This window comes from Shewanella colwelliana ATCC 39565, assembly GCF_000518705.1.
In the GTDB taxonomy this organism is placed as follows: domain Bacteria; phylum Pseudomonadota; class Gammaproteobacteria; order Enterobacterales; family Shewanellaceae; genus Shewanella; species Shewanella colwelliana.
Genome location: NZ_JAEC01000005.1, coordinates 202,202 through 217,155 on the forward strand (window position 1 = coordinate 202,202; position 14,954 = coordinate 217,155).

The 14,954-nt window shown below is 44.6% G+C and carries 13 protein-coding genes; 8 read left to right on the forward strand and 5 right to left on the reverse strand.

Annotated features, from left to right (window positions below):
- Positions 1-53: 53 nt before the first annotated feature.
- Positions 54-1,454 (reverse strand): ammonia-forming nitrite reductase cytochrome c552 subunit, encoded by a 1,401-nt coding sequence (nrfA, locus tag L876_RS0102865; RefSeq protein ID WP_028762413.1) that lies wholly within the window; start codon positions 1,452-1,454, stop codon positions 54-56.
- 248 nt (positions 1,455-1,702) lie between these two features.
- Here nrfA and narQ point away from each other — a divergent pair, with 248 nt between their 5' ends.
- On the forward strand, positions 1,703-3,406 hold the full coding sequence (gene narQ / locus L876_RS0102870; protein ID WP_028762414.1) for a nitrate/nitrite two-component system sensor histidine kinase NarQ: 1,704 nt from the start codon (positions 1,703-1,705) through the stop codon (positions 3,404-3,406).
- A 60-nt stretch (positions 3,407-3,466) separates the two neighbouring features.
- Positions 3,467-4,096 (forward strand): response regulator, encoded by a 630-nt coding sequence (locus tag L876_RS0102875; RefSeq protein ID WP_028762415.1) that lies wholly within the window; start codon positions 3,467-3,469, stop codon positions 4,094-4,096.
- A 58-nt stretch (positions 4,097-4,154) separates the two neighbouring features.
- Here the strand turns inward: L876_RS0102875 and L876_RS0102880 are convergent, their stop codons facing one another.
- Positions 4,155-4,529 carry a YacL family protein gene (locus L876_RS0102880; protein ID WP_028762416.1) on the reverse strand — a complete coding sequence of 125 codons (375 nt, stop codon included), beginning with the start codon at positions 4,527-4,529 and terminating at the stop codon, positions 4,155-4,157.
- Positions 4,530-4,727: 198 nt separating this feature from the next.
- On the reverse strand, positions 4,728-5,504 hold the full coding sequence (gene fkpA, locus L876_RS0102885) for an FKBP-type peptidyl-prolyl cis-trans isomerase (protein WP_028762417.1): 777 nt from the start codon (positions 5,502-5,504) through the stop codon (positions 4,728-4,730).
- Positions 5,505-5,727: 223 nt separating this feature from the next.
- Between fkpA and L876_RS0102890 the strand changes: the two genes are divergently transcribed.
- From L876_RS0102890 to L876_RS0102915, 6 genes are all read left to right on the forward strand, one after another.
- On the forward strand, positions 5,728-6,684 hold the full coding sequence (locus L876_RS0102890; RefSeq protein WP_028762418.1) for a WD40 repeat domain-containing protein: 957 nt from the start codon (positions 5,728-5,730) through the stop codon (positions 6,682-6,684).
- An 8-nt stretch (positions 6,685-6,692) separates the two neighbouring features.
- Positions 6,693-6,905 carry a SlyX family protein gene (locus tag L876_RS0102895; RefSeq protein WP_028762419.1) on the forward strand — a complete coding sequence of 71 codons (213 nt, stop codon included), beginning with the start codon at positions 6,693-6,695 and terminating at the stop codon, positions 6,903-6,905.
- A gap of 67 nt (positions 6,906-6,972) precedes the next feature.
- A complete protein-coding gene (locus tag L876_RS0102900; RefSeq protein ID WP_156029366.1) occupies positions 6,973-8,340 on the forward strand; it encodes a COG3014 family protein in 1,368 nt (455 codons plus the stop codon).
- A 25-nt stretch (positions 8,341-8,365) separates the two neighbouring features.
- Positions 8,366-8,959, forward strand: coding sequence for a penicillin-binding protein activator LpoB (gene lpoB, locus L876_RS0102905; RefSeq protein ID WP_037427853.1), 594 nt, complete (start codon positions 8,366-8,368; stop codon positions 8,957-8,959).
- A 113-nt stretch (positions 8,960-9,072) separates the two neighbouring features.
- Entirely contained in the window at positions 9,073-11,703 is a 2,631-nt protein-coding gene (gene pepN / locus L876_RS0102910; RefSeq protein ID WP_028762422.1) for an aminopeptidase N, read from the forward strand.
- Positions 11,704-11,853: 150 nt separating this feature from the next.
- The gene (locus L876_RS0102915; RefSeq protein ID WP_028762423.1) at positions 11,854-12,066 is read left to right on the forward strand and encodes a hypothetical protein; all 213 of its coding nucleotides are present in this window, start codon (positions 11,854-11,856) and stop codon (positions 12,064-12,066) included.
- A 43-nt stretch (positions 12,067-12,109) separates the two neighbouring features.
- Here L876_RS0102915 and L876_RS0102920 read toward each other — a convergent pair whose 3' ends face one another.
- Entirely contained in the window at positions 12,110-12,670 is a 561-nt protein-coding gene (locus tag L876_RS0102920) for a phosphoribosyltransferase (RefSeq protein WP_028762424.1), read from the reverse strand.
- Between the two features lie 295 nt (positions 12,671-12,965).
- On the reverse strand, positions 12,966-14,747 hold the full coding sequence (locus L876_RS0102925; protein ID WP_028762425.1) for an alkaline phosphatase D family protein: 1,782 nt from the start codon (positions 14,745-14,747) through the stop codon (positions 12,966-12,968).
- Positions 14,748-14,954: the final 207 nt, after the last annotated feature.

The window sequence follows — 14,954 nt, forward strand, 5'->3', positions numbered from 1 at the left end:
ATAAAAAGCCCCGGTCAACTGACCAGGGCTTTTATCATGTAAGGTAAATGATATTAGTAAGTCGCTTCGCGCTTCTTAGCTTCTTCATCCCACTTAGGTAGAGTCGTTTTCTTGAACTCTTCTTTCGCAGCGTTCATCTTCTTCATATCCATACCTAATGCTGCTTGAGCTTTAGCTTTGGTTGAAGTGTCTGGGTAAGCAATCGGTTGCTTAACACCTTTAGTTGCCAGTAGTTGTGCTAACTTAACGCGTGCATCACCCGCTTTGTCAACCGCAGTACCAAGTACTCGTAACGCTTCATCAGCTGTGTGAGCTGCTACACCATGAGAGGCAGTAGCATAGTCCCAACGCCATTGTGAATGACGGATATCCATAAGGATAGGCTTCATTTCAGCTTCAGTTGCACCGGCATCCCATGCAGCTTTCGCTTCAAAGTGAGCTTTAACTAACTGAGCTTCAACACGTGCTTTAAGGTCAGCAACTTTAACTTTACGTTCTTTCGTTAAGTTAACCATGAACTCTTTGCTTTGCTCATGACACGTTGCACAAGTTTCTTCGAAACGATCAAATGGGTTACCCACTTTGTGATCGGTGAACTTACGGCCTTCTGCATTTTTAACTTTAGGCATATGACAGTCAGTACAACTTACGTTGTTCTTACCGTGCACGCCTAACTGCCAAGTTTCATAACCTGGGTGCTGTGCTTTTAGCATTGGAGTCTTAGAAACTGCATGGGTCCAATCTGCGAACTCCATATTGTCATAGTAGACTTCCATCTGCTCAACGGTTGTGCCCATATCCCAAGGGAACTTGACAAAACCTTTCTTCTCTTTGGTCTTTTCAAAATAGTATTCTACGTGACACTGACCACATACCATTGACTGCTTGTCTTTCTTAGACGCTTTGTCAAAAGGAGTGCCAAGTGTTGCCATGGCGCGATCGGCAAATGGACGAGACATACGTAATTTAGAAGAACCTTTCTCGTGACAATCACCACAACCGATAGTGTTGACGATTTCAGCGCCACCTTTGTACCACTTACCGGCAAAGTAACCATCTTCACCTTGCTCTTCGATGACGCGAGGTACATCCGGGCTCTTACAAGACCAACATGCCATTGGCATTGGGCCATCTTCAGCAGACTTAGGAGCGCCAGTACGAAGGGTATTACGTACATCAGTCACTGCATACATATGACCACGAGGTGCATTGTAATCTTTTGCGAAGCCGTAACCTGCCCATAACACAACTAGACTAGGTACTTCTTCAAGCATATCTACAATTTCTTTGCTTTCAGCTGTGTCGTGCCAGCTTTCATACTGCTTTGAAAACTTATCTTTATAAACTTCATTACGTGGCTCAGTTTTATCACTTGCCATCACGCCAGTAGCCATTAAGCTTGCGGCGACCAAAGCACTTAGTGCAAAGGTTTTTCTAGTTAATGTTCTCACCATCTCATCTCCGTGTTACTTTTTATAGTAGTCTAAATAACCACATCATCTCCAAGGCCAAAGTTAGCTGCTTAAGCCAACTAAAAATATACCCCTTATGGGGTATCCGAGATAAAGTTTGAGTTAGATCATAATGTAAACGTGTTGTTGGTCACATTTTTACCAGATTGTTAACTTTATAAACAATCCCTAATTAAGCAGAATAGTCCGTATTCTTTATTTTTTCCTAATAATTTAATGAGTTCTAGTCAATGAAGAAAGGCAGTCTTACCTCCACCATTTTTGGGGTAATGTTAACATTAATATTACTTTCTAGCGGTCTTGCAACCTTCGCAATAGCTAATTTGGCATACAGTTTGGGCGATGCCAGAGCCATCAACGCATCAGGCTCGCTGCGCATGCAAAGCTACCGTTTGATGTTTTACGCCAACTCTGGCAGCGAACAAGCAGACGAAAAAATCCAGGAGTTTGAAACAACCCTTTACTCTGATGCTCTCAAACGTTCTTTGGGCTGGATGACACCTGATGAATTGGCCGACCAATACTTATTAGTCATACAAAAATGGAAGTTAATGAAACTCTATATTGAGGAGGAAAATTCACGCCTATACGCGGCCTCGTTAAAAGACTTCGTCGATACCATTGACTTATTGGTGTTAGAAACAGAGCAACACGCCGCATTTAAGCTCCGATTATTAGCCGCAAGCCAGATAGCAGGCTTAAGCTTAATGCTGTTGATCGCCTTCTTTGCAGTGCGTTTTACTAAGCGCAAAGTTGTGCAACCTCTACATCAATTGATGGAATCAGCCAATGTCATCTCTAAAGGTAACTTCGATGTTGACGTCCCCCAGAGTGAATATATCGAGCTGAGTGCATTGAGCAATGCCCTGGCCAGCACAGCTAAAGAGCTATCTGCGCTCTATAGCAATCTAGAAAACCAAGTACAAGAGAAAACTTTTGCCCTCACCCGTGCCAACAATGAGCTCAAACTCCTATATGACAACTTAGTGATGTTACACTCGGGAAAGTTAGATATCAGCACCTTGAAACAAGCCTTAAACCAACTGCGCATTCACGAACCGAATACCTTTCTTCGCTTAGTTATTTCACAAGATGATAAAGAAAAACTCGTCATTGAAGCTGACGGCGGTTGGCCGCTATCAAGCGTGACCCAAACCCGTTTTGCACTTAAGTTTGATGACAATGTGTTAGGCTATTTAGAGGTCACCTCAACCGATGAGATCAATCACCCATTATTTGAAAACTTCGCCATCATGTTGGCTCGCTCTATCGTCATCTACAATGCTGGTGAGCAACGTCAACAACTAGCCTTAATGGAGGAGCGCGGGGTCATCGCCCGTGAATTGCACGACTCTTTAGGTCAACTATTGTCATTTTTAAAAATCCAAGTGAACTTACTTTCTAAAGGACTAGATGTGGGTTGCCGCAGCCCACAAGTTGAGCTACAACTGTCTGAAATTAATGAAGGAGTAAACACCGCCTACGTTCAGCTACGTGAATTATTGTCTACCTTTAGGCTAACGATCAAAGACCCTAATTTAAACCATGCCATAGAGGTCATGCTTGATCAGCTCAAAAGTAAAACTGACGCGGTCATCACCCTGGATTACAAACTACCAATGCAACTACTGGGCGCCCATCAGCATATCCATGTATTACAGTTAACACGGGAAGCCACATTGAATGCGATTAAGCACGCCAATGCCAAGCATATTGATATTTCCTGCACAACCGATGGCTGCGACGTGCTCATTAGTATTAGCGATGATGGTGTCGGGCTCGAAAAGTTAAAAGAACGTGATCAACATTTTGGTATTGGGATCATGCATGAACGCGCAAGTCGGCTATCAGGTGTGGTAGACTTTCGCAGCAATGACAATGGCGGTACCACAGTAACACTTCAATTTCCGCCCGAACAGGAGCCTAACCAATAGGTTAGTGCTTTCCATTTTGGCAGTATGTTTAACATCAGCAAAAAGACGCTGGAGAAAAAGATGGGCAAACCCTACTCTGTATTAGTTGTCGATGATCATCCTTTATTACGTCGAGGGATCTGTCAGTTGATCACCTCTGACTCTGACTTCACTCTATTTGGTGAAGCAGGTAGTGGCCTAGATGCACTATCGTCTATTGCCGAGGATGAGCCTGATATCGTTTTACTCGATCTCAATATGAAAGGGATGACAGGGCTCGATACGCTAAATGCGCTGCGTCAAGAAGGGGTTACCTCACGCATAGTGATCTTAACGGTTTCCGATGCTAAGCAAGATGTTATTCGTCTGGTAAGGGCTGGCGCTGATGGCTATCTGCTCAAAGATACTGAGCCTGATCTTCTCCTAGAAAAACTTAAAAACACCATGCAAGGCCATAGAGTGATCTCTGAGTCGGTAGAGGATTTTCTTTATGAACTTAAAGATAGTGCTGATGAGCAAGAATGGATTGATAATCTAACGCCAAGAGAGCTACAGATTTTAGAGCAGCTTGCAGAAGGTAAAAGCAACCGAGTGATCTCCGAGCAGCTACATATCAGCGAAGGAACGGTAAAGGTACACGTTAAAAACTTATTACGTAAAGCCAACGCTAAATCTCGCACAGAGATGGCAGTTCGTTACCTGAACCAATAAAAATTGCGAATATAAAACACTCAAGGCAGATAGCGTTGCCTTGAGTGTTTATCAAAACCTAGCGACTCTCTTTGAGAAAGGTTTGCCAGCTCAACAATGCATGTTCAAAATCTTCTAAGCCACAAAACGCCTCTGACTCACCGTTATACAAAGACATTGACTCGTCTAACTCAAACTCGTCCTCCATCTCTAATACATTAGCAAACACCCTAACCTGCTCTGTATCTAACTCGATGGAGATCCCTTTACCGACATATCGCTTCTCATTGAGGCTACCTTGCTGCAATGCGAGGATAGTAGTGCAGATAGACTGACGCAACTCAGTGTTTTCACCCAGTTCATCGACAAACCAAACACCTAAGATTTCGTGTTCCATAGTAAAGTTAGCTAACAGGGTCCCCGTCAACGTGTTGCGGCGAAATTCATATTCCATAACTCAAGTCCAAAATAATTCGTCCCACAAATTTTAACTCAAGCTCAATGAAAATGCGCCGCAATCTTATCGTAATGATATTGAATATCTAAAAAGGATAACGAAGTTAATACCAATCATCCGTTATTTTTTAAGCAACAAAAAAGGGATGCCGAAGCATCCCTTTTAAACCAATCTGTAATACTAAGCCGTAAAAGATTAGTGAGCGTGACCGTCTGTTGCCGCTTCTGCCGTTGGCGCCGCCGCTTTCTCAATTGACAGTAATTCAACTTCAAATATCAAAGTTGAGTTAGCAGGGATAGAACCGGTATCACGATTACCATAAGCCAACTCAGCTGGGATCACAAACTTATACTTTGCACCAACAGGCATCAACTGAACACCTTCTGTCCAACCAGGAATAACACGGTTCAATGGAAACTTAGCTGGCTCGCCACGGGCAACAGAGCTATCGAACTCAGTGCCATCAGTGAGCGTGCCAACATAATGAACTTCAACAGTGTCTTCAGCGGCAGGTTTTTCACCAGTGCCCGGTGTTAATACTTCATACTGTAGGCCAGATTCAGTGGTTACCACACCCTCTTTTGCTTTATTCGCTTCTAAAAATGCTTTGCTTTCAGCAAGCGCTTTATCCGCTAACGCTTGTGCTTGTGCTTGACGCTTCTCGTTAAGCGTCTCATCAAGACTTTGCAATACAGTCTGCATCTCCTCTTCGGTCAACTTAAGTTCATCGTTAAGGCCATTGCTGAATCCAGTAATAATCAGGCTACGATCAACAGGCAAACCTAGCTCTTCCTGCTCTTTAATATGGCCTGACATATATTTACCAATTGACGCACCGACACTGTACGCCTGCTTTTGCGCTTCAGTTTCTAATTTAACTTCTGCCGCGGTTGTTGTTTTTTGTTCTTGATTACAAGCAGTTAAACCATACACTGCTAGTGCGACCAGTGAAATTTTGTAAATAGACTTCATTAAAGCTTCCTCAGCATTCTCTTGTGGTAACAATAACCTTACTTTTATAAGACGAACCACTTTATACTAGTTAATTAACATATTCCAATTACATTGAAGATGTTTAATCTAAGTCGTGAGCGGATAAGCGATCTACTGATAATTTGCTTGAGTCATCGCCCATCGCTGCATACTTCAATGTAATAGCGCTTGAGCTAAAGACAACGAGACTAAGGACAAGTTCATGAAGAGCACTCACTTGCTGATAATTTGTTCACTGTTACTGGTTGCATGTCAGCCTAAATCGCAGATAACCGAGATAGTTAATGAGCCTAGCTACAGCGCCGATCTGTCGGTGGATGGTCGTTATGTGCTTGTCAGTACCGCTAACAATGGCTTGCAGTTGTGGGATCTGCAGACCAAAACACAGAAATACCAATGGACCCAAGATGACAGCCAGAACAGCGCGATAGACACTAAGATAGCCAATAATCTCAAGTATGCAGCCTCATTAAGTAATCACTCCGTGGCACTGTGGAGCATGGAAAACGGGCAGTCCTTAGGCTGGTGGTCCCTCCCTTCTACCGGACAAAGCCTTGCGATATCAGATACAGGCTCACTATTAATTGGTTTAACCGATGGCAGCGTGATGTCCTTAGACCCAGCAAACAATAGCTTAATCAAATTTCTTGGGCACAGTGAAAAGGTCAATAGCGTGGCGTTGTCTAACGACGGAACACTCGCGCTTACCGGTGCCAATGATAAACAAGTGATCCTTTGGCATGCAAAAACCGGTCAACCTATTCACACCTGGGCACTACCTACCCGTGCCATTAAAGTAGCTATCAGCCAAGATGGCAGCTTAGTCTTTGCCGCAGACAGCACCAACCAAGGATTGTTCTGGCAAGCAAGCGACGGACAAACACTCGGCAAACTCAATATTTCACGACGACAAATGAACTTTTCAGCCGCTCGGTTTACCAATGATAATAAGCACCTCTTGACGGGCACACCTGCTCGAGAAGTCAGCCTTTGGCAAATAAGCAACGGAAAAATGCTCGCAAATTGGCGAGTTAGTCGAACAGAGCATGCCCAAATCAAAGGTGCCGTTGTATACTCTGTCGCAGAACCGACAAATAACCACATCTCCAGCATCAGCAGTAATGGCTTGTTAGAGACCTGGTCACTCCCAGTCCAATAGAGGATACATTGGTGCATTTAGAACAACGTATTGAAGATCTTGAAATGAAACTCGCATTTCAGGAAAGTACCATTGAAGAATTAAACCTACAGGTGATTAAACTCAATGACCTCATCGCACAGCAGCAAGAAAATTTGCAGCTACTGATCAACAAACTCCAGACTGTAGAGCCGAGTCAAATCGCCTCTCAATCTGAAGAAACACCGCCACCACACTATTAAGCCGCTGTGAAAGGATCGACATGGATAAGCTGCCAATGACGGATTATGCTCAACAGGAGAGATGGAAATGAAGCGTTTAGTCGTTACCATATTATTGAGTTTAAGCTTATCCGGTTGTGCTTTTAATAGTCTTTTTATTAATTATCCATCGCAAATTGCCCCCGTTAAAGCAGAGCTTAATGGGCCATCAAACGCGCCGCTATACCGTCAATTTGATGATCAAATAACAGGTGCAGATGGACTACTTTACGCTCAAGAGGCGGGTCGAGTCGCCCAGATAAGTGGTGACTTTAATGCCAGTAAAAGCTATTACGATAAAGCGATAGCCGCCTACCTCAAGTTTGATGATAAAGCCGTAGTCAGTGCATCAGACATTGGCGCGACGGCTAGCAGCCTGTTCCTCAATGACAATGTGATCCCCTATCGAGGTCCGGGGTACGAGCGCATCATGTTGCATCAATACCAAGCCCTAAACTATCTGTTCAGCGGCGATAGCCAAGGTGCTTTGGTTGAAGTCAGGCGCAGCAACGAGTTGCAAAGCTCAGAGCAAGCCCGCTATCAAAAATCGATGAAATCAGTGCAATCGATGGCAAACGGTACCATCGATGCCGAAATGAATAAGCTGGGTAAAGCGGCGGGCACCACAAGCAGCTCTTTTTTAAATGCCTATAGTTATTACACCACGGGGTTGCTCTACGAGCTATTAGGGCAAAGCAATGATGCATACATTGATTACCGTAAAGCCGCACAAATATCACCAAACAATCCCTATTTACAGCAAGACTTAGTTCGCCTAGCTAAACAGCTCTCTATGCCGCAATATGATGACTTCAAGCGTCGTTGGGGAGATGCTAAACAGGCCACTCCAGGACAAGGGCAAGTCGTGGTGCTGCTAGAGCGCGCTTTTGTCCCCGCCAAACAGAGCTTTACCGTACCATTTACTATTGATGGCAACTGGCAAACCGCATCGCTGGCAACCTACTACTCGGACAGCACATCAATAAGGCCTGGGCAAATAACTGGATTAGGCAATGTACTAAATGCCGCGCCATTAGCTAACATCGATGCCTTAGCCATAACCGCGCTGAAAGAGGAATTACCCTCGGCGTTAATACGCCAAGCTGCGCGGGTTTACGCTAAAGCAGAAATGGCCCAAAGTGTCCAGAGTGAGTCGAAAAAACGCCGTAACGAAACCGACGCTGCCGTTATTGCAATGCAGATCTTTAACGTGATCACGGAACAAGCGGACCGACGTAGCTGGCTCACACTGCCCAAACAGGCGCAACTGGCACGTAAATATGTCGACAGTGGCAGTTATCAGATAGGCTTAGATCAATCAGCAACACAAATCATTGACGTACAAAGCGGTAAAACAACACTCGTTTGGATAATTGACACTGGTAATTACACCCGTTTTTATTCAATAATCATTTAATCTATTTTTAGGAATCGGTATTTTTATGAAAAAGTTTAACCTCATTTTTATCATTGCTGTGGCAATCGGCCTGGCAGGCTGTCAATCTAAGGTCCAGTACGGTGATGCAACAGAAGTCGAAACTGTGAATGAGAACTTCGGCTCTACCGACCTACAAGCCATCACAGCTAAGATGGTCGATAGCATGCTGACTTTCCCACCGATTGTCGCTATGACAGCCAATGATCGTCCAATCATCTTCGTTGATAAGATTAAAAATAAGACCTCAGAGCATATCGATACTGAGTCGGTGACCGACTCAATTAGCAACAAGTTACTGCGCTCAGGTAAGTTTCGTTTTATCGACATGACAAAAGTCGACGCGGTACGTAAACAGCTCGATTACCAAAACAACTCAGGTATGGTCGACCCTTCAACCGCCATTAATTTTGGTCGTCAAATCGGTGCGCAATTCATGCTTTATGGCAATCTGTCTAGCATCGTCAAGCAAGACGGCAGCACCAAAGATGTTTACTACAAAATGACAATGCGCCTTATGGATTTGGAAACAGGACTAATCGAATGGTCTGATGAAAAAGAGATCCGTAAAGTGAAGTCTAAGTCGTTCTTAGGTCTGTAAAGCACGACAAAAAACACCACCATAAAAAAACCAGCAAAAATGCTGGTTTTTTTATGGCTCCGCGTTGAGAATATCGGCGATGATTTCACCCAACTGGTATAAAGGTCCTGATTTTGAAACTGCTCCAGCTCTGTGCCGTCACTGTTATTGCCTTGTCGCAAATAGCCTGTCAGAGCACCAGTAAGGTAACAACCACTAGCCTCAAAAATCAATCGGGTAGCATCAGCTTTCACGACGCACAACAACGTACCAGTCGCGTCACCGAACTCAACTACAATATTCACATTAACCTAAGCCAACAATATAACTTCAGCGGCATTGCCGACATACGCTTTAACCTAGATAACAATAATGCCCCTATCACGCTAGATCTCAATCAAGCCCGTATTATCGAATTTAAAGTCAATGGTAGCAGGCTGTACCCCAACTATGATGGGCAATCGCTTAACATCCCACAGTCTCTGTTAAACAGCGGTAGTAATCAGGTTCAAATTAGCTATAGCAAACAGTATAGTGAGGGCGATGAAGGGATCATTAAGTACCAAGACCCCATTGATGGTCAAATCTACCTTTACTCTCATTTTTTGCCTGCCAGTGCACAGATGATGATGCCACTCTTCGACCAGCCCGATCTCAAAGCGGTATTTAATTTATCAGTGGATGCCCCGCAAAATTGGACAGTGATCAGCGCAGGCCCTTTGACAAACCAAGGCGAAGGAGAAACTAACGCAACAACCCATTGGCAGTTTGCCCCAACCGATAAACTCAGTCCGCATACCTTTTCACTCTATGCAGGACCCTTTCATCAATGGCAATCCACTAACCATGCCATGCCAATACGCTTGTTTGCCCGCCAATCAGTTGCGCCAAGTATCGATGGCGATGCTTGGCTAGCCGCCACAGCCAGCAGTATGAACGCGCTGATTAGAGAACTAGGCGTTAACTATCCATTTAGACAATATGATCAAATACTGGTGCCGAGTCTTAGCAAGCCTGTCATGGCAAACTCAGCCGTCGCTAGCATTCAGGAGTCAGCGTACTTAGTGGCCCAAAATGATAATGCCAACCAGCAACTTATCACTCAAGCACTCGCCTATCAGTGGCTAAGTAATTTAGTCACCTTAAGGTGGTGGAACGATCTGTGGCTCAGTGAGAGTCTCGCCCAATTTGTGACGCAAAAAGCCTTACGCGATGATTCAAGCAAACCAGCTTGGTATCAAGACAAATATTACGCTTACCAACAGGACAACCGTTTCAACAGCCGCGCGATAGAGCAGCCCATGACTCATAGCGACCAAATTCAGCATGGACTGAGTGATGAGACTATTCAGAAAGGAGTCGCGCTGCTTAGCCAGCTAAATTTCTTGTTAGGGGAAAAAGCGTTCAATCAAGGGATCAGCCATTACCTTGAACAGTATCGATTTAACAACGCTGATTTAAATGATTTTATGGCCAGCCTAGCCTTTTCCGCTAAACGCCCACTAAATGAGTGGACCCAAAACTGGTTTTACCAAGGTGGCGTCAACCGGATTGAAGCGGACTACCGCTGCGTGAATAACCGTATCACTCAATTCACTATTCATCAGAGCGCTAGTGACCAACATCCAACCTTGCGTGAGCAAAAAGTTAAATTAGGCCTATTTACCAAAGGGCGCGGCGCACTGCACCGCAACTTAGCCATCGCGGTGACTTATAAAGGTGAATACACAGAGATAAAGCGCCTACAAGGAGTGAGGTGCCCCGATCTGGTGTACCTCAACTATCAAGACTGGGGTTATGTTAACGTCAAGCTAGATACTCGCTCGCAAGACACCGCATTGCTGCATCTGAATAAAGTTGGTGACCCGCAACTGCGCGCTATGTTATGGCTCAGCCTATGGGACTCGGTGTTACGGGGTGAGCTGCCACTCAACCGATTCATGGGAAGTGTATTTATTAACTTACCCACTGAACAAGACAATAATACCTTAAGCCAAGTATTGAGTAAGCTCAGCCAAGTTAAGGCTTATTTAGAGCAGATGAGTCCAAATCATCAACATTACAGTCAGCGAGTGTTAAAAGCGCTCGAGCAGATGAGTTTACGTCTAGCTATGGCGAATCAGTCTAATCAAACGCTACTTAATTTATGGTTTGATACCTATATTCAGTTTGCCCGCAGCCTGCCCGCTCAACGACACCTTGCAGCGCTATTAAATGGTTCCGAACAGCTCTCAGGCCTTACACTGACCCAAGCACAGCGCTGGGCAATGGTTATCCAACTCAACCGTTATGACTACATCAAAGCGCCACAGTTACTTCTGGCTGAGAAGAAACGCGATAGCTCTGACATAGGCCAATCTCAGGCGCTTGCCGCAGAGGTGATACGTCCCATAGCCAACCAAAAACGTCAATGGTTCCAGCGGGTACAAACCCATCATGCGGACGCAGACGCATTGATGCTTAATAAGTTGAATAATGTGATGCGTCACCTCTACCCCAGTGAGCAAAAGGCGCTTAGTAGTGCAACCGCTGAACAGCGACTAGCCGAGCTTGTGGCGCTCGACACACAAAATAGCAGTGACTTTATGGCTGTCTATACCCAAGCATTGCTGCCAATGAGTTGCTCTTATTCTGGCGTGTCGCGCTTAACTCGCCTACTCGATGAAGCCGTTCATCTATCGGATGTGAGCAAACACGGATTGGAACAAGCGATCTCCTTTGAACAGCAATGCCTGACAATCCAAGAAAATATGTTACGCAAGTAGTCAATTTACACAGAATATTGTAATAATCGACAACTATTAGCAGATAATGACTATCAAGATAAAATATTGGCATATTTATCAATAGGTTATTTTTGGCCTATTGTTTGCTTATTCCAATAAAGCCAAATTATAAAAGGACGAGAGGAATTTATGGGACCATTTGAAATTGCAGCCATTGCCATCATTGGGGCATTCGCCATTAGTGGGTATAAAGAATATAACAAACGTCATGACAACATGGATAGCAAGGCAGTAGACGAGCTTAAAACTGAACTAGAAAGATTAAAAGATCGCGTCGTAACCCTAGAGAAAATCGTTACCGATAAATCTTATCAATTAGGTGATGAGATCGAGCGACTTTAATAAAAATGCCACCTAAGGGTGGCATTTTTGTTTGTGTAGGTAATTAGGCAAACAGCTCTTTAATATTTTTCAAATCACTTTTGCCCTCTGCGAGCTCTTCAGGCGTCAATCCTGAAACTTCATGAGGGAATACCAACCACTCTTCAGACTCATGAATAAAGTAATCAGGTGTTAACTCAACGGCGGTATTCTTCGGCTTATAGTAAGGGCAAGCAATACGCACATCACGCGGCATATTGAGGCGCATCAGCTCTTGTAGCTTTTCTTTTAATGCATGAATGCTGCGGCCAGAATCAAACACATCGTCGACAATCAACAGACCATCGTCAGCATTAGCATTTTCAATAATGTAGTGCAGACCGTGTACTTTGATCTTTTTACTCTGCTGGTTAATACCATAATAAGAGGAAGTTCGAACGGCAATATGATCGGTTTCAACTTCTTTAAAGTCAAAATACTCCTGTACTGCAATCCCGATTGGAGCACCGCCACGCCAAATCCCAACAATAAACTGTGGTCTAAAACCACTTTCAAAAACTTGTGCAGCTAAACGAAATGAATCCTCTAGCAGCTCCTGTGCAGTGATAAAGCGTTTCTCAGACATCCGACCGTCCCCATCTTGTTATATTTTATTTGCGAGTAGGTAAAGTTAATCCATACAGATTAGTCTTCGCCAAAATTCAACGTAGCACAAATCAACCGAGTTGAGGGTCAAATCGATGGATATTCACTACGGGATTTTGGAGCGAGATTTTATACTAAAAACTGCCTACATGCTGCACAAATTAACTAAACTTGAGAACGGCAGCGCTTTTTAGGCAAAAGAGAAGCCGCACAGATGGCGGCTTCTCATCGCAATCAGCTTTTATACTGATTGCGATTGCCGAAAAGCGATTGCTTTAACTGGCGGACACTGGGGTAATCGTCTTCTCGCCCGCTTTAGTAACTGCCGAAAAACGCTTGTCTGTCGCTTCGCTAAACTCAGTAGACATTAAGGTATCAACGTAATGCCAGTCGCTGCGCACCATCTCATTGTCAAAAGTTAGCACCATGAACCCACGATCGCGTAAGTTGGTGTATTTAAGCCCAGCGACCAGATCAACAATACCCGCCTCAGTAACAGCTTGTTGATCAGCTGAGATCCCCAAATAGTATTCTAGGCCAGGAGAAGACACTGAACTGGTAGCAAACTCAACGCCAACCGCATCACCGTGACTATCTGTTAGCTCATTGGCCCAAGCATTATGGGTGTCACCAGCAATCACCACTAAGTTAGTCCCCTTCGCTTTTGCCGTGGCAAGGATCACTTCGCGCTCATAAGCATAGCCGTCCCATGCGTCCAAGTTGTAAGGAATTGAGGGTAACTGTAATAACGCCATCACTTCAGGAGTCAGTTTATGTTGATTACCGATCAAAAAACTGTATTCCTGCGCCGTTAGCGTTGGGTCGTTTGCAGCAGCACGGGCAGCTAGCTGCGCTAATGCCCCTAACTCAGCATATTGATAAACGCTAAGTTTTTGTGTCGCTATCGCCGCAGGTAACATCATAGAACCCATCAGAACTTGTTGACCCAATACTTGCCATTTAGCCGTACTATTAAGCATATGACCTTGCAGCCACTGCAGCTGTTCAGTACCTAGCATGGTGCGCTCAGTACTGGTGACGTCGGCCATAAAGCCAGCGCTATCAATGGTGTTGGTCGCATCATCAATGTAATCGGCATAATCAAGCTGTTTGTCTCGCGCTAAAAGACGAGTGTCTAACATATGCAAATCAAGGAGGTTACCAAAACTAAACGAGCGGTAGATCTCTTCATGGTTACCCTCTTTCCACGGACGGATAGGCAACCATTCAAAATAAGCTTGTAGGGCAGCAGTTTTGCGTGCTTCAAAATCGCCTTCAGCTTCGTTATGGTTCTCTGCACCATCGGCCCAAGCGTCATTAGCCACTTCATGGTCATCCCATACTGTAATAAATGGCACTTTGGCATGCAGTGCAGTGAGCGATGCATCACTACGATACTGCCCATAACGGGTACGGTAGTCGGCAAGGGTAAATAGCTCTCCAGCTGGCATGACTTCACGCTCTAGCTCTGCAGCGTTTTCACTGGCATAGCCGCCACGACCATATTCATAGATATAATCACCTAAATGAATCACCGCATCGAGATCGTCCATGTTACTGGCAAGCTGATAAACATTAAAATGACCTGCAGGGAAGTTAGCGCAAGACATCACAGCCAGTTTGACCGAATCGATTGCGCCTTCAGGAAGCGTCTTGGCTTGGCCGATAGGAGAAACTGTAGTGCCTGATTTAAAGCGATAATAATAACGTGTTCCCGCATCAAGGCCGATAGCATCAACTTTGACCGTATAATCTCTATCTTGACTAGTTACCATTTCACCATTGCCAATAAGCTGGCTGAAGGCTTCATCGGTGGCGATCTCCCAACTAACACGGGTTTCGGCGTCCATTTCAGGCGTGATACGCGTCCACAAAATAATGCTGCTGTGGGTCGGGTCACCGCTGGCCACACCATGCATAAATTTTACGCTAACGCCAGTTTGCTCATCGTCATCATCGCTGCTCGAACACCCCATAAGGCCATAAGAGACCACGGCAGCACCAACACCCTTAGCCGACATGGCTAAAAAATCCCTGCGAGAATAGTTTGTTTTCATTGTTATTCCTTTAATTGAGCCAGATATCCCTACCGTCAACCTGCCACATTACGCTGACAAGTCCACGACCACTTAAGAAGATACAGGCCTTGTTATTGTTATTCCTGGTAAGAGGTCTAATCACTCTAATTATCTGTTAACAATATTGCAAAATTATTATGCAACAAGTAGTAGATAGATTTGCTAAATTTGCAGAAACAAGCAACG